The sequence below is a fragment of the Pseudomonas sp. UBA4617 genome (genome assembly GCF_002386445.1).
In the GTDB taxonomy this organism is placed as follows: Bacteria; Pseudomonadota; Gammaproteobacteria; order Pseudomonadales; family Pseudomonadaceae; genus Aquipseudomonas.
The window spans coordinates 63067-84048 of record NZ_DGIR01000002.1; the positions used below are offsets into that span (position 1 = coordinate 63067).

Below are 20982 nucleotides of genomic sequence, written 5' to 3' on the forward strand. Positions count from 1 at the left end.
CCTGAAGCTTGGCGCTCCTAGCCTGGAGCCGCTTCATGCGAATCATCGACAAAACCGCCGCACAGGTGCGCAGCCTGACCCCCGCCGAAGAGGAGCTGCTGGTCGGCTTTGCCAGCGGCACCCTCGCCGGCCCGCGCCTGCTGCAGGCCAACCAGTTGCTGATGAAAGTGCGCAGCGCCAACCAGTGGCTGGCCTGTGACTGCCGCAGCGATGCCTTGCCGGTGCTCAATGTCACCCTGAACGGCAACACCGGCACGCTGTTCCTCAAGAACAACCCCGGCACCGCCGAGCATGCGCCGGGCTGCCCGTTCACCAAGGACGAGCGGGAAGCTGCCGAGCGCGAAAGCCAGCCCACGCCGCCTGCGGCCTGGCTACCTCCGGACACGCCCCTGCGCCTGATCGGCGACTTCCGCAGTGGCAGCGCTCCAGCTGCCACCGGCGACAACCATGAGCGGCGCGAGCAGCAGCGTCTGCTGGCGCTGTTGCTGACCTGGATCGAAACCAGCGGCCTCAACCTGTATGCCACTCACCTGAAAAAGGACCTGACCGGGCAGTTTGCCGAATTGCGCAGCGTGGCCAGCCGCTACCCGCTGCTGGAGCGGGTGCCGGCCAGCAATTACCTGGAAACCCGCCTGGACATGAAGCACATGATGATGCTCAAGGCCCGCTTGCGCGAAGCCACGGTGTTCGGCAGCCATCGCCGCCACGGCCTGCTGCTGGACTGCGTGGACCAGGTCAAAGGGCGCAAGCTGTTCAACCACGGCAATGCAGACGGCCTGGACTTCCAGGGGCATCATCTGTACTGGGGTGGCAACCGCACCGCCGGGCCGTTGCTGGCCTTGGCGCTGTACTCGCCGACCAGCGCCGGCAGCCAGTTCTACGAACTGATTCATGTGGCCAGCGTGCCGGTGCTGTCGCGGGCGCACCTGTTTCCGGTGTATCGCGATGAAGAGCGCGAACCGCTCAAGGCGCTGGTGTCGCTGATCGACTGGATGGCCAGCAAGGGCGTGAAAGTACAGATGCGCCGCCCGGTGATCGGCGGCGAGGTGATGGATGAACTGGTGCTGACCTCGGACCAGGACCGCGTGCTGTCGGTATCGCTGCTGGAACAGCCGATCGGGCCCGAGCCGGATACCGAGAACTTCAAGCGCTACGCTGACTTCAAGAGCCCGGAGACCTTCCGCAAGTACGTTGCGGGGTTCTTCATGCGTGAGCGCTGAATGCCATTGCAGGCCGCGGTGAATGGCCCCGGCGCTGCCGGTGATCGCGGCTGAATCCGCTCCTGCAAGGTTTGGCAGCCTTGGGATGTTGGCCAAGACAGCGGCTTTACCGGTACCTGTTCAGCCAAGAAACAGCTTGTACGCCGGGTTGTCTGTCTCGTCCCAATAGCGGTACCCCATCTCATCCAGCGCCAGCGGCAAACTCGCCAGCTCATCCCCCGGCACTTCCAGTGCAGCGAACACGCGTGCCTCTGCCGCCCCATGGTTGCGGTAGTGGAACAGGCTGATGTTCCACTGCTTGCCCAATCGCTCCAGGAAGCCCAGCAAGGCCCCCGGACGTTCCGGGAACTCGAAGCGCAGCACCCGCTCGTCAGCACCCGGCGCGGCATGGCCGCCCACTGTATGGCGCACATGCAACTTGGCCAGTTCGTTGTCGGTCAGGTCCAGTACGCTGTAGCCCTGCTCGCGCAAGCTGGCCAGCAATCGTTCGCGCGGGTCGTGCAGCGGGTGGGTCTGTACCCCCACGAACAGGCGCGCCTCCTTGCCAGGATAGTAACGGTAGTTGAACTCAGTGATCTGCCGCTTGCCCAGCGCCCGGCAGAAGGCACGGAAGCTGCCCGGCTGTTCCGGGATGGTAACGGCAATGATCGCTTCGCGTTGCTCGCCCAGCTCGGCGCGCTCGGCGACGTGGCGCAGGCGGTCGAAATTGACGTTGGCGCCGGAATCGATAGCCACCAAGGTCTGTCCCTGCACGCCATGGCGCGCCACGTACTTCTTGATTCCGGCCACAGCCAGGGCTCCGGATGGCTCGGTGATGGAACGGGTGTCGTCGTAGATGTCCTTGATCGCCGCGCACAGCTCATCGTTGCTCACGGTCAGTACCTCATCGACGAAATGCCGGCACAGCTCGAAGCAATGGGCCCCCACCTGCGCCACCGCCACACCATCGGCGAAGGTGCCGACCTGCGGCAGGATAACCCGTTCGCCAGCGGCCATGGCGGCCTGCAGGCAATTGGAGTCTTCCGGCTCGACGCCAATCACCTTCACCTCCGGGCGCAGGTACTTCACATAGGCGGCAATGCCAGCGATCAGCCCGCCACCGCCAACCGGCACGAAGATCGCGTCCAGCGCACCCGGGCACTGACGGAGGATTTCCATGGCCACGGTGCCTTGCCCGGCAATCACATCCGGGTCATCGAACGGCGGCACGAAGGTGGCGCCTTCGCTGTCCGCCAGCTTCAGCGCGTGGGCCAGGGCATGGGGAAAGCTCTCACCCTGCAATACGACATGGCCACCACGCGAACGTACACCTTCCACTTTCAGTGACGGTGTCGTGGTAGGCATGACAATGGTGGCTTTCATACCCAGGTGCGAGGCTGCCAGGGCTACGCCCTGGGCATGGTTGCCCGCCGACGCGGTGATTACCCCGCGTTCGCGCTGTGCCGTGCTCAGACGCGAAAGACGCGTGTAGGCACCGCGGATCTTGAACGAGAACGTTGGCTGCAGGTCTTCGCGCTTGAGCAGCACCTGGTTGCCAAGGCTGGCGGACAACGCGGGAGCGGCTTGCAAAGGCGTCTCGATGGCCAGGTCGTAAACCGGCGCGGACAGGATACGGCGCACCTGCTCCGACAGCAGTTGCTGCACGGGGCTCGAGATACGAGGGCTGACGTTGAGGCTGGTCATCGATGGCAACTCCTTGGCTTTTATTCACGTTGCCCAGGAGTCAGAGAGAAAAAACCCGCCTCCAGGGCGGGTTCGGTGCACCTACGCGCTAGCCCGCCAAGCTGATAATGGCGGTAATAATAATGGCGTGGGCGTGCGGGAAAGTTCTCATGGGGTAGAAACTTAGCCGCTAGTGCGGCTTGAAGTCAACACTTCGCCTGCTGCGCCGAAAGCGGCACATCGAATACCTTGTCGAAGCCCCACTGGAAGACGAACGCATAAACGAAGAAAAACACGAACAGCGCCAGGTTGGTCAGCAGCGCCGCCCATAGGCTGACCTGCAACCAGTAGGCCACCAGCGGCAGCAGAATCAGCACCAACCCGCCCTCGAAGCCCAGAGCGTGCAGAAGGCGCCGCAGGAAGGTGCGCTCACGTCGGCGCTGGCGCGCTTCCCAGCGCTCGAACACCCAGTTGTAGGCCATGTTCCAGCTCATCGCGATGGCCGACATCAGCACCGAGAGCACGGTCGACTGCGCCATGCCGGCGCCGAACGCCAGTTCCAGCGCGGGCGCCACGCAGGCGACAGCGATGGCTTCGTAGAGAATGGCCTGGACGATCTTGCGTGCCTTGCCTTGCATGTTCCCTGCTCCCTGGATAAACGATCTGTAAACTACAAGAAGTGGCTTGTAAGAAAAAGCCTGAAATTTGGACAACCCGGCATTCGGCTGCTTGTATCTATCCAGTACAAACGCCGAATGTCGTACAACTTCGTCCAAGGAACCGAACGAGGACCAAATACAATGGCTTACGCCTTACTGCCGGTGGTCGGCACATGAGCCTGGCATTCATCGACTTTCTGACCTACGTGCTGTTCGGCCTGAAGATCCTCGCGATCGTCCTGGCCTCGCTGATGTTCCTGCTGGGCCTGGATGACCTGTTCATCGACCTGTGTTTCTGGGGCCGCAAGCTGATCCGGCGCTTCCGCATCTATGACAAATACGAAAAGGCCGACGAGAAGCGCCTGTTCGAAGTGCCGGAAAAACCCTTGGCCATCATGGTGCCGGCCTGGAACGAAGTGGGTGTGGTGGGCGAAATGGCGCGCCTCGCCGCCTCGACCATCGACTACGAGAACTATCAGATCTTCGTCGGCACCTACCCCAATGACCCGCAAACCCAGGCCGATGTCGACGCGGTGTGCCTGCACTACCCCAACGTACACAAGGTGGTCTGCGCGCGCCCCGGCCCCACCAGCAAGGCTGACTGCCTGAACAACATCATCGACGCCCTGCTGCGTTTCCAGCAGGACGCCGGTATCGAATTCGCCGGTTTCATCCTGCACGACGCCGAAGACGTGATCTCGCCCATGGAGCTGCGCCTGTTCAACTACCTGCTGCCGAACAAGGACATGATCCAGATCCCGGTGTACCCCTATGCACCGGAATGGAAAGGCTTCACCGCCGGCCACTACGTCGATGAGTTTGCCGAGAATCACGGCAAGGACGTGATCGTGCGCGAAGCCTTGACCGGTCAGGTACCGAGCGCCGGCGTCGGGACCTGTTTCAGCCGCCGCGCCATCGCCGCGCTGCTCGAGGATGGCGACGGCATCGCCTTCGACGTGCAGAGCCTTACCGAAGACTACGACATCGGCTTTCGCCTGAAGCAAAAGGGCATGAAGTGCATTTTTGCCCGCTATTCCATCACCGACCCGGCGCTGACCCTGAAGCAGAAATGGCGCCCGGGCATGAGCCGTGAATTCTCCCAGGTGATCTGCGTACGCGAGCATTTTCCGCGCGACTGGCAACATGCCATTCGGCAGAAGTCGCGGTGGATCGTCGGCATCGTGTTCCAGGGCACCAGCAACCTTGGCTGGAGCCGCAAGGGCGCCCTCAACTACTTCCTCTGGCGTGACCGTCGCGGGCTGTTCGCCTACCTGCTTAGCTTCCTGGTCAACCTGTTGCTGCTGGTGCTGCTGGCCATGTGGCTGGTCACGGTAATTGCGCCAGAGTCATGGCGCTTCATGTCCATCCTCGATGACAGCCCGCTGTTGGCCACCCTGCTGTGGCTGAACGGGCTGCTGCTGGTCAACCGCCTGTTCCAGCGCGCCTGGTTCGTCACCCGCTTCTATGGTATTGGCGAGGGCCTGCTGTCCGCGCCGCGGATGATGTGGAGCAACTTCGTCAACTTCTTCGCCAACCTGCGCGCCTTGCGCCAGGTGATGGAAATGGGCGACTCGCGGCGCGTGGCCTGGGACAAGACCACTCACGAATTTCCTGCCATTGCCGCGCCAGCCCGCACCCCGCTGGGCCAACGCCTGGTGGCCAAGGGCCTGATCAGCGACGAACAGCTGCAACAGGCGATCACCAGCCCGGTACGCCGACGCCTGGGCCGCGAGCTGCTGCTGCGCGGCTGGCTGGACAGCGAACAGCTGGTAGCGACCCTGGCCGAACAACTCGAGCTGCCCTGGGCACCGCTCAACCCGTTCAAGCTTGACCCACAACTGATCGCCAAACTGCCACGCAAGCTGGCGACCCACTATGGCGTGTTACCAGTGGACGAAGACGGCAACACGCTGATCCTGGCCAGCGAAAGCCCGGTCAGCCAGGTGTCGCTGGGGGTCATGAGCCGTCAACTGAAACGCCCGGTCAGCGCCCGCCTGGCGCCACAGGGTCGGGTAACCCTGGGCCTGCGCTACCACTACCCGAGCCCCTGGCAAAAGCCGGAAACCCGCGAGATGCTGGCCGTCCTGGAACGCAACCAGGACGACGAAGCGCTGCTGGAACGGGTCAGCCACCACCAGGTGATGCTGGGTGCCCTGTTGCAGGTGCGCGGCATGGTACCGGTCACCCTGTTCAACCAGGCGCTGATCGACTTCAACCCCGAACAGCAAAGCCTCGGCGAATACCTGATCACTCGCGGCATCATCACCGAGCAGGTGCTGCAGCAGGCCCTCATCGAACAGGCCAGCGAACAGCAGGCCGCCTTTGACCTGACCCGGGAGGTGGCATGAAGCCGCGCTTTTCCCTCACTTTCACTGGCCTGTTGCTGTGCTCCGCCGCCCTGCCCGCTGCTGCCTCGACGCCGATGACCGACTTCCAGCGGTTCACCAGCTACCCGTTCATGGAGCGCAGCTACCGCGAGGCGAAGAAGGACAACTGGGCCGAGGTCGAGCGCCTGACCCGCCATGTGCTCGACCGGGTACCGAACAATGACGAAGCGCGCTCGCTATTGGTGGAGGCCCTGGCCCATCAACGCCGCTACAAGGAGGCCGAAGCGCTGGCCGCACAACTGGGCGACAGCCCGGTGCATGCCAACGCCCTGCTCGAACTGCGCCTGAGCTGGATCGAGCAGGACCCACCCCCGGCCAGCGAGGTGGAGCGCTGGCTGGCCAGCAGCGCTGGCGCCCAGCGTGTACGTCTGTGGCAGGCCTATAGCTTGAGCCTGGCCAAGTCCGGCGGAGCCGCCAGGGCGCTGGACTGGCTCAATCACCTGCCGCCACAGGAAGATGGCCAGGTCTTGCGCCTGGCCAAGGCAAACTTTGCCGAACAGTTGCGTAACTGGAAGGAAACCATCGAACAGCTGCAGCCACTGGCTGCCCAGCGCCAGTTGCCTGCCCAGGACTGGCGGCGCCTGGCCAATGCCTATATCCAGCAACTGGACGAAAACGGCTTGAACGCCTTGCTGCCCAGCGCCCCATCCGCCGAAGCCGCCAACCAGGCTCGCCTGGCCATGGCCAACCGGGCCATCGCCGTCGGCCAGAACCAGCAGGCCCAGCGCTGGCTGCAAGCGCTGCCGGCCGAGCAACTGAACCAGCCGGTACAGCGCCAGCAGCTGTGGGAACTGGCTCGCCAGGGGCAGGACGCCGCGCTGGTCCAACGCCTGAGCAACGAACTGCAACGCCCCTGCCTGGAAACCGTCGACTGGCTGTCGCGGCGTGACCCGGCGCTGGCGCGCGAGCAGTTCAAGGGCTGCAATACCAGCACCGACCCAAAGGCCTACGCCGTGCTCAGACAGCGCCTGTACGGCGACCCACCCCAGCCACCGCAACCACGCACAGCCGCCGAATGGGAGAAGCGCTACCGGCAAAGCGGCGACCTGGCCGCACTGGAACAAACCACCTTCCTGCTGACGCAGCAAGGCCACACCGATCATGCCCGGCAACTGCTGGAGCAGGCCTACGACCGCCGCCAGGGCCGCCTCACGCCGTCGCTGCTGCAGCGCCTGGGCAACCTGTATGCACGTAACGACGGGCCGCTGCAGCGCCAGCGCATGCTTGGCCTGATTCCCCAGATCGATGCCAATACCCGCGCCCAGCTGCTCGGCCGCCTGGCCGAGGCTGGCCACTGCGATGCCGTGCGCCAGGTGATACCGGCCACCCCCAGCGAGCCCGGCCAGTACCGCGCGCTGGGCCGCTGCGCCATGCCCGACCAGCCCGGAGAAGCCGTCGTCTACTACCAGGCCGCCGAGCGCCTGGGCGACCGCGGCAGCCGCCTGCCGCTGGCCTATGCCCTCGAGGCCGCCGGCGATTCCGAGGCTGCCCTGGCCATCTGGCGCAGCTTGCCAGACAGTACCTGGACCGAAAACGCCCGCCTTACCGCTGCGCGTGGCGCGCTGAACGCCGGTGACCCGCAGGCGGCACGGCGCTATTGGGAAGCTGCCGGGCACCATAGCGCCGACGATTGGGCGCTGGGTGCCGCTATCGCCCAGCAGCAAGGCGATTATCAGGCGGCGCTGGGCTTGCAGCGCCAGGCCCTGGCGCATGACCCGCGAGCCGACCATTACTACGCTGCCGCCAGCACCGCGCAACTGGCCGGCGACCGCGCGCAAAGCACCGCCTGGCTGGCCGAAGCCGTGCGCCTGGCCCCGGACCAACCGCGTTATCGCGCCGACTACGGCATGCGCCTGGCCGGCTCGGCCGACAAAGCCCAGCGCCGCCAGTCAATCCCGTTGCTGGAGCGTGCCACCCAGGACTTCCCCGAGGACTACCGCCTGGGCGAGACGCTGGCCCTGCGCTACGACGAAGTCGAAGACAGCGCTGCCGCACGTCGCCAGCTGCGCCGGGTGCTGGATGTGGAGCAGGACCTGGTCGACGGTGGCGATGAATATGGCAGCCTGGAAGCCCGCAAGTATCGCCAGCGCCGGGCCCATGAAAGCCTGTCGCGGCGCGACACCATCACCCTGGCCAGCACCTGGTCGCCGGCCGGTACCTCGACCAACGACAGGTTCCTCGACAATGGCCAGCGCGGTGGCACCGCGCGCCAGGCACAATCGCAGAACGTGCAGTTGGCCATGTGGGACCATGCCCTGGGTGAAGAGCCCAGCCGCAACGGCAGCACCCTGTCGGTGTATGGCCGGGTGCTGTTCGGTGGGCAAAACCGTACCGACTACGCACAAAGCATGGGCACCGGCGTCGGCCTGCGCTACAAGCCGCTCGGTCAGGCCAACCTCAACCTGTACGCCGAGCTGTACCACCAGCGCCAGGTCGACGAGGCGCACTACCGCGGTCTGAGCCTCGGCCAGCTGCTGAGCCCGGCCAAGGTCGGCGGCAACTGGGGCGACCTGCGCCAGCATGCCGAGTCGAGCAATGACCTGCTGTTGCGCGCCACCGCCTCGTTCCTCGACCAGGGCGCCTGGCGCAACGACTGGCGGGTCGATGAAGACGACTGGAACGAGCGCTTCCTCTACCTCGACGCCGCCTGGTGGACCCGCGCCGGCGACCACGCCTGGTTGTCACGCTACCAGCAGGGCCACGCCTGGAAGCTGCCGGGCAGTTCACCGCAAACCCTCATGCCGTACGGCTTTGTCGAGTTCTCCAGTCAGGACCCGAGCAACGACTGGCGCCAGGACGCCCGGGCCGGGGTCGGCGTGCGCTGGCAATGGTGGTTCGATGACGACCGCTACAACGCCTATCGCGGTTCGCTGAAAGTGCGTGCCGAATACCAGCAAGCGCTGGGTGGCAATCTATACGAGCGCGCCAACGGCGTGCTGGTCGGTGCGGAGATGACCTTCTGATGCGTACGTTCCTGGCCCTCTGCCTGCTCGCCCTGTGCCTGCCGGCCAGCGCCGACCAGCGCCTGTTCTACCAGCCCCTCAACCGCGACGCCGGCATCCCCCCCGACCAATGGCAGCAGCTATGGCGGGCCACCGTGGCCCAGGGCGGCAAGACCCTGATCGTGCAATGGAGCGCCTATGGCGACAGCGATTTCGGGGGAGCCCGCGGCTGGCTGGCAAACAGCCTGCGCAGCGCCCAGGCCGAAGGCCTGCAGCTGGTGCTCGGGCTGTACCTGGACCCGGCCTATTACCAGCGCCTCGACGAGCTGGATGGGGACGGCCTGAACAGTTACTGGAAGGCGCAGCTGGGTCGTTCGCTCAACCAGTACCGGCAACTGCGCCAGACCTGGCAGTTGCCGGTGGCTGGCTGGTACCTGCCGATGGAACTGGACGACCTGCATTTTCGTGACGCTGAACGGCGCGATGCACTGTATGGCCAGTTGCAAGCGTTCAACCGCCAGCTCGACAGGCCGCTGCACATCAGTGCTTTCAGCGCGGGCAAACTGTCGCCACGGGCCAATGCTGCCTGGCTGGATCAACTGGCTGGCCTTGGGTTGATGGTGTGGTGGCAAGACGGCACCGGGACCGGGCGCTTGCCCACGCTGGTGCGCCAAAGCTATGAGCAGGCCTTGCCGTGCCGGGTGGGTGTGGTACGCGAGGCGTTCCGCCAGGTGAGCGCGCCAGGGCAGGCGTTCCGGGCCGAGCCCGCCGAACCGCAACTGGGCGGCGGCTGCCATGCCGAGGCGGTGTTCGACTTGCGTTACCGGCCTTGGGCCCGGGATGTTCTGCACGACAATTGAGTCGCCAGGCCCATACCTAGAGAGCCGACCGATGTTCAAGACCATCGAAGCGCACGTTCGCAAGCAGGTCGCCCCGGCCGCCCTGCGCGCCGAGTTCCGTCAGCACGAATTCGAGTCCATGCGCCCGTTCTGTTTGCTGGTGTTCTGCGTCAGCATCCTGATCTGGCTGGTCTTCGACCTGATTGTCAGCTTCCTCGGCGGCCAGGGCTTGACCTGGCTGTCCGGGCTGTTCATCGCCCTGCTCGGCTGCCTCACCCTGGTGCTGCGGTTCACCCGCCGCAGCCATCACTTCGATGTGCTCAACCTGCTGTTCATCATCGTCATCACCCTGGGCATGCGCCTGGTGATCGAAGGCATCCCGGTGGCCCGGCGCCCGGTGTGGCTGGTACTCGGCGTGTCCACCGTGCTGTATGCCGTGTCGGTGCTACCGGTTCGGCGCTGGTCGTTCTTCTGCGCCATGGCCATCACCTGGGTGGTGCTCAACCCGTTCTATCACACTCGTATCGACGCGGATGAGCTCGAAGGCGCCATGCTGCTCAGCTATGCGGTGTTCCTCAGCGGCCTGGTGATCTACAGCTACCTGCAGATGCGCAAGGCCAAGCTGCACAACTTCTATCTGTCCAAGGTGCTGCTGGAACAGGCCTATATCGACGCCCTGACCGAAATCCCCAACCGCCGCTCGTTCATGACCCAGGCCGACCGCCAACTGCGCCTGGCTCCGTCCGAGCGCTACCTGGCGATGATCGATATCGACAACTTCAAGCGAGTGAATGACCGTTTCGGCCATGATGTTGGCGATGAGGTGCTCAAGCGCGTGGCCACGCATATCAAGGCGAGCATGAGCGGTTTCGAGTATGCGCGGCTGGGCGGCGAGGAGTTCGCTATCTTTTTCCAGGGGCTGGACCAGCAAGGCGTCGAGCAACGGCTGGCAGGGTTGTGCCAACGGGTACGCGAGGACACTGCCGAGCACCCGGTGACCGTCAGCATCGGCCTGGCCCGGGTCGACCAGGGCGATAGCCTGACCACTGTGCTGGTGCGCGCTGACCGGGCGCTGTATGAAGCCAAGCACACTGGCAAGGACCGCTTCGTGCTGTGGTCGGCCCGGCTGGCAGACAGCGAATAGCAGGCCAGGCGACACATCACCCGGCCGGCAGACGTATCCGGAACTGCGCCCCGCCCAACGCCGACTGCGCCACGGTCAGCGTCCCGCCCTGGCTTTCGATCGCCCGCCGGCTGATCGCCAGCCCCAGGCCAAATCCGCCGGTATTGCGGTCACGGCTACGGTCAAGCCGATAGAACGGCTGGAAGATCCGCTCACGCTCTTCTACCGGAATGCCTATGCCGTCATCCTCCACCGTCACCAGACACGTACCATCCTCTTCCCGACGAAGACGCAGCAACAAACTTTCATCGCAATAACGCATGGCGTTGCGCACCAGATTCTGCACCGCCCGTGCCGTCAGCCTGGGGTCCAGGACAAAGCGTGGCAGGTCACCTTCGGCACGCACTTCCCACTTGATGCCACGGCCGTCGAGTTCCTCGGCAAAGCCGCCGAGTACGCTGTCGACCAACTCCAGCAACGACACCTCGACCCGCTCGCGGGCCTGGTCGGCATTGTACAGGCGGCTATAGGACAGCAACTCCAGCACCAGCTCATCCAGTTCCCGTACATGGCCCACCAGCTCCAGCAGGCGTTTGCGGCTGGCCGCTGGTACTTCGTCGAACAGCAGCACCAGGCCGAAATCCAGCCGGGTCAGCGGCGTGCGCAACTCGTGCGACACCGCATTGAGCAGCTCGCGCTGCTGGTTGACGTGGCGTTCCAGGTCGCTGGCCATGGTATCGAACACCCCGGCCAGCTCGCCGATGTTGGAGTGCGGCGAGATGTGCGTGCGCTCGGCCATCTGCCCCTGCCCCAGGCGCCGGGCGGTTTCTTTCAAGCGCTCCAGGTCGCGCCAGTGCGGCCATACCCACAGCAGCAGGCAGCCGAGCATGACCGCACCGATCAGCACGGTCACCCCCCACGACAGCACGTTGATGTCCAGCGGGTCGGGGGGTGAATGCAGGCGCACCAGCCATTCCTTGTCCAGCGGCGCCAGTACCGTCTCGTAGTAGCCCCATTCGGCAATGCGCACCGCGTACAGGCCATGTTCCAGGCGCGCCTGTTCGGCCTCGCTCAAGCCGGCCTGGTCCATGCGCAACAGCTGCAATTGCAGCGGGGCGAAATCCCTGGCCAGTTCCTGTTCCACCGCTGGCCACTGCTCGCGCGGGGCCTGGCGGAACTGGCGCACGATCAGCGCCTGCACGCCCTTGGCCTGATCCAGGTTGTAGGCCATGAAGCGCTCCTGGAACAGGCCGACGATGGTGTCAGGGATGAGCAGCAGCGCGCCGGCATAGGCAACGATGATGACCAGGTACAGGCGCACCAGGATCTTGAGCATGGCCGATCAGCACTCCCACTCGACGCGGCTGAACAGGTAGCCCTTGCCCCACACGGTCTTGATCTTGCGCGCTTCACCAGCGTTGTCGTCGAACTTGCGCCGCAGCTTGGAAATGGCCACGTCCACCGAGCGGTCGGTGCCGTTGAACTCGATGCCGCGCAGTTGCTGCAGGATACGGTCGCGGTTCAGCACCTCGCCGGCATTGCGCGCCAGCACCACCAGCAGGTTGTACTCGCCGCTGGACAGCTCCACTTCTTCGCCGCGCCAGCTCACCGTGCGCTCGGCCAGGTTGATGCGCAGACCACCGATCAGGATCAGGTCGTTGTCCAGGCGTGGCTCGTGGACACTGCTGCGGCGCAGCAGCGTGCGCACGCGGGCCAGCAATACGCGCGGCTCGCAAGGTTTGGTCACGTAGTCGTCGGCGCCCATTTCCAGGCCCAGGACCTGGTCATGGCTGTCGTCGCGGGCGGTCAGCATCAGGATCGGCAGGCTTTGCGATTCCTGGCGCAGCAGACGACACAGCTGCAGGCCATCGATCCCGGGCAGCATCAGGTCGAGGATGACCAGGTCGGGTTTGTGCCGGCGATACTCGTCCAGCACGTGGTCGCCACGGGCGATGACCTGGACATGGAAGTCGTTGCGTTGCAGGTAGCTGGCGATCAGCTCGGACAGGGCGCTGTCGTCTTCTACCAGGAAAATGTTCGGCATAGGCGGTTGGGCATCTAGGGGGGTGGTAGACCTTGCCGGCCTCTTCGCGGGTAACCCGGTGGAGCGGCCGGTACAGACGTACGCAGAATATAGAACCCTACAGCTCGACAGGCTTGTTCTTCACACTTTTTCACACTCGTCCTACAGGTATTAACAGCCACCCGGGGAACACCTGCCGTAGCATATAGGCGGTCATCATCGGAAGATCCGTATGTCTACTACCCTCCCCCAGCGCCTGCACCGCATGGCGCTTCTGGCGTTTGTGAGCCTGTCCCTGGCCGGCTGCGGCGACAACGCCGAGCAAGACGAACAGGCTGCCACCCCGCAAGTACGGGTGGAAACCCTGCAATTGCAGCCACTGGCCATCAGCAGTGAACTCAGCGGTCGCATCCTGGCGCCACGCACCGCCGAAGTCCGCGCCCGGGTTGCCGGTGTGGTGCTCAAGCGGGTGTACCGCGAAGGCAGCGACGTCAAGCAGGGCGATGTGCTGTTCCTGATCGACCCGGCACCGTTCAAGGCCGACCACGACAGCGCGCGCGCCACCTTGGCCAAGGCCGAGGCCACGCTGTACCAGGCCCGTCTGCAAGAACAGCGCTACCGCGAGCTGGTCGACGACAAGGCCGTCAGCCGTCAGGAATACGACAACGCCAAGGCCGCCTTCCTGCAGGCTGACGCCGCCGTCGCCGAAGCCCGGGCCGCCCTGGAGCGCGCCCGCCTCAACCTGGGCTACGCCACCGTGACCGCGCCGATTTCCGGCCGTATCGGTCGCGCCCTGGTCACCGAAGGTGCGCTGGTCGGGCAGAACGAGAGCACGCCGCTGGCGACCATCCAGCAACTGGACCCGATCCACGCCGATGTCACCCAGTCGACCCGCGAGCTCAACGCCCTGCGCCGTGCCCTGCGGGCGGGCGAGCTGCAGCAGGTTGGCGAGGGCCAGGCCCGCGCCACGCTGATCCAGGATGATGGCAGCGCCTATCCGTTACCCGGCAAGTTGCTGTTCTCCGACATCAGCGTCGACCCCAGCACCAACCAGATCACCCTGCGCAGCGAGTTCCCCAACCCGGACCTCGACCTGCTGCCCGGCAGCTACGTGCGTGTGCGCCTGGAACAGGCCGTGCAGCCCCAGGGCCTGAGCGTGCCGCAACGCGCCATCCTGCGCGACAGCGCCGGCGTGCCCAAGGTGCTGGTGGTCGACCCACAGGCCCGGGTCAGCGAGCGCCAGGTGCTCCTGGGCAGCGCCCAGGGCGACCGCTGGATCGTCAGCCACGGCCTGGCGCCCGGCGAGCGGGTGGTGGTCGAGGGCCTGCAACACGTCAAGGCCGGTGACCAGGTGCAGGTCGACAACGCATCCGGGGCAGCGCCCATCGCACAGCACACTGGCCAGTGAGGGCCTGATTCATGCCGCAATTCTTCATCGACCGCCCGGTGTTCGCCTGGGTGGTCGCACTGTTCATCCTGCTGGCCGGCGCGCTGGCCATCCCGCAACTGCCGGTGGCCCAGTACCCCAATGTGGCACCGCCGCAGGTGGAAATCTACGCCGTGTACCCGGGCGCCTCGGCGGCGACCATGGACGAAAGCGTGGTCAGCCTGATCGAGCAGGAGCTCAACGGCGCCGACAACCTGCTGTACTTCGAGTCGCAGAGCAGCCTGGGCAGCGCCACCATCACCGCCACGTTCGCCCCGGGCACCAACCCTGACCTGGCCCAGGTCGACGTGCAGAACCGCTTGAAGGTGGTCGAGTCGCGCCTGCCGCGCCCGGTCACCCAGCAGGGGCTGCAGGTGGAGAAGGTATCCACCGGTTTCCTGTTGCTGGCCACGCTCACTTCCGAGGACGGCAAGCTCGACGAAACCGCCCTGTCGGATATTCTCGCGCGCAACGTGATGGATGAGATTCGCCGCCTCAAGGGCGTCGGCAAGGCCCAGCTGTACGGCTCGGAGCGCGCCATGCGCATCTGGATCGACCCGCGCAAGCTGATCGGTTTCAACCTCACGCCCAACGACGTGGCCGCAGCCGTGGCGGCGCAGAACATCCAGGTGGCGCCGGGCAGCATCGGCGACCTGCCCGGCCGCAGCACCCAGGAAATCACCGCCAACGTGGTGGTCAAGGGCCAGTTGAGCACCCCCGAGGAATTCGCCGCCATTGTCCTGCGCGCCAACCCGGACGGTTCCAGCGTTACCATCGGTGATGTCGCCCGGGTCGAGATCGGCGCCCAGGAGTACCAGTACGGCACCCGCCTGAACGGTAAGCCGGCCAGCGCCTTCAGCGTGCAGCTGGCACCGGGTGCCAACGCCATGGAAACCGCCACGCTGGTGCGGGCGAAGATGCAGGAACTGGCGCGCTACTTCCCCGAAGGCGTCAGGTATGACATCCCCTACGACACCTCGCCGTTCGTCAAGGTGTCGATCCAGCAGGTGATCAACACCCTGTTCGAGGCCATGCTGCTGGTGTTCGCCGTGATGTTCCTGTTCCTGCAGAACCTGCGCTACACCCTGATCCCGACCCTGGTGGTGCCGGTGGCGCTGATGGGCACCTTCGCCGTGATGCTGGCCATGGGCTTCTCGGTCAACGTGCTGACCCTGTTCGGCATGGTGCTGGCCATCGGCATCCTGGTCGACGATGCCATCGTGGTGGTGGAAAACGTCGAGCGGATCATGGCCGAGGAAGGCCTGCCGCCCAAAGCGGCCACGCGCAAGGCCATGGGCCAGATCAGTGGCGCCATCGTCGGCATCACCCTGGTGCTGGTTGCAGTGTTCCTGCCCATGGCCTTCATGCCAGGTTCGGTGGGCGTGATCTACCAGCAGTTCTCGCTGTCGATGGCGGTGTCGATCCTGTTCTCGGCGTTTCTTGCCCTCAGCCTGACTCCGGCACTATGCGTCACCCTGCTCAAGCCGGTGGCCAAGGGCGAGCAGCATGAGCGCAAAGGTTTCTTCGGCTGGTTCAACCGCCGTTTCGAGAGCATGAGCAACGGCTACCAGCGCTGGGTGCTGCAGGCGCTCAGGCGCAGCGGCCGCTACCTGCTGGTGTACGCGGTGCTGCTGGCCGTGCTGGGCTATGGCTTCAGCCAGTTGCCGACGGCGTTCCTGCCCACCGAAGACCAGGGCTACACCATCACCGATATCCAGCTGCCGCCAGGCGCCAGCCGCATGCGCACCGAACAGGTGGCGGCCCAGATCGAGGCACACAACGCCGAGGAGCCGGGCGTAGGCAACACCACGCTGATTCTCGGCTTCAGCTTCTCGGGGAGCGGGCAGAACGCGGCACTGGCCTTCACCACGCTCAAGGACTGGTCCGAGCGCAGTGGCGACGACAGCGCGCAGTCGATTGCCGACCGCGCGACCCTGGCCTTCACCCAGCTCAAGGACGCCGTGGCGTTCTCCGTGTTGCCGCCACCAATCGATGGCCTCGGCGAGTCGACCGGTTTCGAGTTCCGCCTGCAGGACCGCGGCGGCATGGGCCACGCCGCGCTGATGGCAGCCCGGGACGAGCTACTGGCCAGCGCCGGCAAGAGCAAGGTGCTGGCCAACGTACGCGAAGCCTCGTTGGCGGAAAGCCCGCAGATCCAGCTGGAAATCGACCGCCGCCAGGCCAACGCCCTTGGCGTGTCGTTCGCCGATATCGGCTCGGTGCTCGATGTGGCCGTTGGCTCCAGCTACGTCAATGACTTCCCCAACCAGGGCCGCATGCAGCGGGTGGTGGTGCAGGCCGAAGGCGACCAGCGCAGCCAGGTCGAAGACCTGCTGAAGATCCACGTGCGCAACGACAGTGGCAAGATGGTGCCGTTGGGCGCTTTCGTCCAGGCCAGATGGGTCAGTGGCCCGGTGCAACTGACCCGCTACAACGGCTATCCGGCGGTGTCGGTTTCCGGCGAACCGGCAGCCGGCTACAGCTCGGGCGAAGCCATGGCCGAGATCGAGCGCCTGGTGGCCCGGCTGCCGGCTGGTTCAGGCCTGGAGTGGACCGGCCTGTCGCTGCAGGAGCGCCTGTCCGGCAGCCAGGCACCACTGTTGATGGCGCTGTCATTGCTGGTGGTGTTCCTGTGCCTGGCGGCGCTGTACGAAAGCTGGTCGATCCCCACCGCAGTGCTGCTGGTGGTGCCGCTTGGCGTGCTCGGCGCGGTGCTGGCCGTCACCCTGCGCGGCATGCCCAACGACGTGTTCTTCAAGGTTGGCCTGATCACCCTGATCGGTTTGTCGGCGAAGAACGCCATTCTCATCATCGAGTTCGCCAAGGGCCTGGTCGACCAGGGTGTCGATGCCGTCGACGCGGCCGTGCAAGCCGCCCGCCTGCGCCTGCGCCCGATCGTGATGACTTCGCTGGCGTTCATCCTCGGTGTGGTGCCGTTGGCCATTGCCAGCGGCGCCAGCTCGGCGAGCCAGCAGGCGATCGGCACCGGGGTGATCGGCGGCATGCTCAGCGCCACCCTGGCGGTGGTGTTCGTGCCGGTGTTCTTCGTGGTGGTGATGCGCGTGGCGGGACGACGTCGATCGCGTGACACCGACCTGGCCAGCGCCAACAGCGAAAGCTGACTGGACAAGCGTCACATGACATGGGAGGGTTCCCGGCAATGACTGCCCGGAACCCTTTTTCATGCCTGATGCACTGCCACCCTGCTCGATCCTCATTCTCGCCGGTGGCCGCGGCCAACGCATGGGTGGGCGCGACAAAGGCCTGGTCGACTGGCACGGCGTACCGCTGGTCGCGCATGTACAACGCGTGGTGCGCCCGCTCAGCAATGACCTGGTGATTTCCTGCAACCGTAACCAGGCGGCTTACCGGGCGTACGCAGACCAGTTGGTGGGCGATGCCGAGGCGGACTACCCCGGGCCGTTGGCGGGGGTGATTGCCGGGCTCAAGGTGGCGCGGCATGAATGGGTGGTGCTGCTGGCCTGTGATGCGCCGCTGGTTGACCAGGGGTTGATCGAGGACCTGCTACGGCTGGCGGTGACCAGCGACAGTGCGGCCATGGTGCGCCAGGGTGGGTACTGGCAGCCGATGTTCAGCGTGCTGCCGCGCCGGGTGTTGCCGGTGCTGGAGCAGGCCTGGGCGGCGGGTGAACGGAGCTTGCAGAAGGCCTTGCTGCGCGAGAATGTACAAGGGCTGGAGTGTGCCGAGGGGGATCGCCGGCTGAGCAACTTCAACAGCCCGGAGTTGCTGCTGGGCTGAAGGCCTGGCCATCAGGCCCGCAGGATTACTGCGCGATGCCATTCCCCTTCAGCGGGTGGTCTACCTGGCCGACAGTTCCTCGACACTGATCTCGCGCATGCGGAACTTCTGCACCTTGCCGGTCACCGTCATCGGGAACGCGTCGACAAAACGGAAGTAGCGCGGCACCTTGAAGTGCGCAATCCGTGCCTTCGCCCACTCGCGCAGTTGTTCCTCGCTGGCTACCTGCCCTGGATGCAGCCGTACCCAGGCGACGATCTCTTCGCCGTACTTGCTGCAGGGCACGCCGATCACCTGCACATCGGCCACCGCCGGGTGGGTATGGAAGAACTCCTCCAGTTCACGTGGGTAGATGTTCTCGCCACCGCGAATGATCATGTCCTTGCTGCGCCCGACAATGCGCACGTAGCCCTGCTCGTCCATCAGCGCCAGGTCGCCGGTGTGCATCCAGCCGTCCTGGTCAATGCTTTCGGCGGTGGCCTCGGGGTTGTTCCAGTAGCCCAGCATCACACTGTATCCACGCGTGCACAGCTCGCCAACCTCACCGCGCGGCACGGTGTTGCCGTCGCCATCGACCACTTTGTTCTCCAGCCGCGGCTGGGTGCGCCCGACGCTGGTCACGCGACGCTCCAGGTCGTCGCTGGCGCCGGTCTGCAGCGAGACCGGGCTGGTCTCGGTCATGCCATAGGCAATCTGCACCTCGGCCATGTGCATCTCGCTGATCACCCGGCGCATCACCTCGATCGGACAGGTGGCGCCGGCCATGATCCCGGTACGCAGGCTGGACAGGTCGAATTCACCGCGCTGCGGGTGGTCCAGTTCGGCGATGAACATGGTCGGCACGCCGTACAACGCAGTGGCCCGTTCTTCCGCCACCGCGCGTAGCGTGGCCAGCGGGTCGAACGCGTCACTGGGGTAGATCAGGGTACTGCCGTGGGTCATGCAGCCGAGGTTGGCCATGACCATGCCGAAGCAGTGGTACAACGGTACCGGCACCACCAGCCGGTCATGTTCGGTCAGGCCCAGGCTTTCGCCGACCATGTAGCCGTTGTTGAGGATATTGCTGTGGCTGAGCGTGGCACCTTTGGGGAAGCCGGTGGTGCCCGAGGTGTACTGGATGTTGATCGGGTCATCGCAGTGCAGTTGTGCCTGGCGCCCGGCCAGGGCCTCGCGGCTGACGGCTGCGGCTCGGGCTTGCAGGTCCTGCCAGGCGAGGAAGCCCGCCGGTGGCGTAGCGGCCAGGCTGATGACCCCGTGCAGTTCCGGAAAGCGCTCGCAGGCCAGGGCACCCGGCTGGCCACAGGCCAGGCCTGGCACCAGGCCCTGCAGCATGGCGTGGTAGTCGGAACTCTTGAATGCGTCGGCGCAGACCACCCAACGGCAGCCGGACTGGCCGAGGGCATAGTCCAGTTCGCTGGAACGGTAGGCCGGGTTGATATTGACCAGTATCGCGCCAACCTTGGCGCTGGCGAACTGGGTGATGCACCACTCGGCGCAATTGGGTGCCCAGATACCCAGGCGGTCGCCGGGCTGCACGCCCAGCGCCATCAGCGCCCGGGCGTGCTGGTCCACGGCATCGGCCAGTTGCTGCCAGGTGTAGCGCAGGGCCTGGTGGCGGACTACCAGGGCTTCGCGATCGGGGAAGCGGGCAACGGTGCTGTCGAAGGCGTCGCCGATGCATTGGCTGAGCAAGGGCTTTTCAGGGTTGCCCTGGGTGTAGCTTGGTAGGGCCATGGGCGTTCTCTTGTTCTTGTATGGTTTGAACCGGCCTGTTCGCGGGCGAGTCCGCGACCAGGCCCATACCGATCTAGCGGACGAACACCTGCGGCGTAGTGGTCGACATGTCGCCACCGGGCAGTTTGATGTTCCTCACCTTCTCCAGGGTATCCGGATCGAACACCGCCAGGTCGTTGAAGGTACCGCCCAGGTACAGCTTGTCGCCCTTGCGATCGAAGGTGACGCAGTAGTAAGTGTGCTCCAGATTGGCCGCCTTGATCAGCTTGCGCTGCTTGATGTCGTACTTGGCCAGGCGGTTGAGCACACCGTAGATCTGGTTCGGGTCTTTCGGCGAACGCAGCCCGGTGAAGTACAGCTCGGTGAGGTCGGCGAACTCCTGGGTGTGGGTCTTGCCGGTCTTCAGGTCGACGCTCAGGTAGCCATACAGCAGGTCGGCAGTGGCTGGGTCCTGCTTGTCGTCCTTGAACCGGGCAATGGTGTACAGCATCGAGAACTCGTGGCGCGGGCTCTGGTGCGGCCAGAAGTACAGCACGTCCGGGGCGCTGTAGCCCTTGCGCTGCCAGTTGCGCAGCGGTAGCGCCACCGTGTACTTGCCAGTGCGCACGTCCATCTTGTAGATGTCCGGCCCGGCAACGTACAGGCTGCCATCGTCCGCGGCGCGCATCAGGTACACCTGGCGCGGCATCGGGAAGCTGCGCACGGGCTTCGCCTGCAGGCCATCGGCAGTACTGAACACCTCAAGCCGCGGTGGCTTGACCACGTAGTGGTCGTTCAGGCGCTGGGTCGGGTTGACCGTGGCGTACACTTCCTTGCCGTCGGGGCTGATGGCAAACGAGTACATCGCCTTGCCCACCTCGCCCGCCACGCTGGACAGGTTGGCATGGAAGGTATTCTTGCAGGTGTCCAGGTCGATGCCGTAGATGTCGCCGTAGTGGTTATTGAGCACATAGGCGGTGCGGTTGTCCGGCGCCATCATTGCGGTGCCGGGGCCGAACTTGTCGGGCATGACGCAGCTCTTGTACACGCTGTCACTGGCCACATCGACCACATGCAGGTTGTTCGGGTAGTTGGTCACGATCATGTATTCGTGGCCAGCCTTCAGCGCCGGCCCGGTGTCGGCGGCCTGTACCAGCCCGGCGCAGGCCGTGGTGGCGATGGTGAGCGCGAGTGACGCGCAGCGTCCAGCTTTCATGCGGTTTCCCCTT

At 65.2% G+C, this 20982-nt stretch carries 14 protein-coding genes; 8 read left to right on the forward strand and 6 right to left on the reverse strand.

Annotated elements, in window-relative coordinates; translation table 11 throughout:
• The first annotated feature begins 35 nt into the window (after window positions 1-35).
• Entirely contained in the window at window positions 36-1220 is a 1185-nt protein-coding gene (locus tag B4L76_RS00490; protein ID WP_296229758.1) for a hypothetical protein, read from the forward strand.
• A gap of 120 nt (window positions 1221-1340) precedes the next feature.
• Here the strand turns inward: B4L76_RS00490 and ilvA are convergent, their stop codons facing one another.
• Together ilvA and B4L76_RS00500 are read right to left on the reverse strand one after the other, a co-directional pair.
• The gene (gene ilvA / locus B4L76_RS00495) at window positions 1341-2903 is read right to left on the reverse strand and encodes a threonine ammonia-lyase, biosynthetic (RefSeq protein ID WP_296229759.1); all 1563 of its coding nucleotides are present in this window, start codon (window positions 2901-2903) and stop codon (window positions 1341-1343) included.
• A gap of 185 nt (window positions 2904-3088) precedes the next feature.
• Window positions 3089-3520 carry a PACE efflux transporter gene (locus B4L76_RS00500; RefSeq protein WP_296229760.1) on the reverse strand — a complete coding sequence of 144 codons (432 nt, stop codon included), beginning with the start codon at window positions 3518-3520 and terminating at the stop codon, window positions 3089-3091.
• Between the two features lie 194 nt (window positions 3521-3714).
• On the opposite strand from B4L76_RS00500, the gene nrfB reads away from it, so the two are divergent.
• Genes nrfB through B4L76_RS00520 form a run of 4 tightly spaced genes read left to right on the forward strand, consistent with a single transcriptional unit; the run spans window position 3715 to window position 10853 of the window.
• Window positions 3715-5889 carry a cyclic di-3',5'-guanylate-activated glycosyltransferase NrfB gene (gene nrfB, locus B4L76_RS00505; protein WP_296229761.1) on the forward strand — a complete coding sequence of 725 codons (2175 nt, stop codon included), beginning with the start codon at window positions 3715-3717 and terminating at the stop codon, window positions 5887-5889.
• A complete protein-coding gene (locus tag B4L76_RS00510) occupies window positions 5886-8891 on the forward strand; it encodes a phage receptor (protein WP_296229762.1) in 3006 nt (1001 codons plus the stop codon). Before nrfB ends, B4L76_RS00510 begins: the two co-directional genes overlap by 4 nt.
• Entirely contained in the window at window positions 8891-9730 is an 840-nt protein-coding gene (locus B4L76_RS00515) for a DUF4434 family protein (RefSeq protein WP_296229763.1), read from the forward strand. Before B4L76_RS00510 ends, B4L76_RS00515 begins: the two co-directional genes overlap by 1 nt.
• A gap of 31 nt (window positions 9731-9761) precedes the next feature.
• Window positions 9762-10853, forward strand: a complete 1092-nt coding sequence (locus tag B4L76_RS00520; RefSeq protein ID WP_296229764.1) for a GGDEF domain-containing protein — start codon at window positions 9762-9764, stop codon at window positions 10851-10853.
• Between the two features lie 16 nt (window positions 10854-10869).
• Here B4L76_RS00520 and B4L76_RS00525 read toward each other — a convergent pair whose 3' ends face one another.
• Window positions 10870-12168, reverse strand: a complete 1299-nt coding sequence (locus tag B4L76_RS00525) for an ATP-binding protein (RefSeq protein ID WP_296229765.1) — start codon at window positions 12166-12168, stop codon at window positions 10870-10872.
• A gap of 6 nt (window positions 12169-12174) precedes the next feature.
• Window positions 12175-12876, reverse strand: a complete 702-nt coding sequence (locus tag B4L76_RS00530) for a response regulator transcription factor (protein WP_296229766.1) — start codon at window positions 12874-12876, stop codon at window positions 12175-12177.
• 211 nt (window positions 12877-13087) lie between these two features.
• On the opposite strand from B4L76_RS00530, the gene B4L76_RS00535 reads away from it, so the two are divergent.
• From B4L76_RS00535 to mobA, 3 genes are all read left to right on the forward strand, one after another.
• The gene (locus B4L76_RS00535) at window positions 13088-14263 is read left to right on the forward strand and encodes an efflux RND transporter periplasmic adaptor subunit (RefSeq protein ID WP_296229767.1); all 1176 of its coding nucleotides are present in this window, start codon (window positions 13088-13090) and stop codon (window positions 14261-14263) included.
• A gap of 11 nt (window positions 14264-14274) precedes the next feature.
• Entirely contained in the window at window positions 14275-17403 is a 3129-nt protein-coding gene (locus B4L76_RS00540) for an efflux RND transporter permease subunit (RefSeq protein WP_296229768.1), read from the forward strand.
• A gap of 61 nt (window positions 17404-17464) precedes the next feature.
• On the forward strand, window positions 17465-18040 hold the full coding sequence (gene mobA / locus B4L76_RS00545; RefSeq protein ID WP_296229769.1) for a molybdenum cofactor guanylyltransferase MobA: 576 nt from the start codon (window positions 17465-17467) through the stop codon (window positions 18038-18040).
• A gap of 60 nt (window positions 18041-18100) precedes the next feature.
• Here the strand turns inward: mobA and B4L76_RS00550 are convergent, their stop codons facing one another.
• Both B4L76_RS00550 and peaD read right to left on the reverse strand, forming a co-directional pair.
• Entirely contained in the window at window positions 18101-19774 is a 1674-nt protein-coding gene (locus B4L76_RS00550; protein WP_296229770.1) for a fatty acid CoA ligase family protein, read from the reverse strand.
• 73 nt (window positions 19775-19847) lie between these two features.
• Window positions 19848-20969 (reverse strand): quinohemoprotein amine dehydrogenase subunit beta, encoded by a 1122-nt coding sequence (peaD, locus tag B4L76_RS00555; RefSeq protein ID WP_296229771.1) that lies wholly within the window; start codon window positions 20967-20969, stop codon window positions 19848-19850.
• Between the last annotated feature and the right edge of the window lie 13 nt (window positions 20970-20982).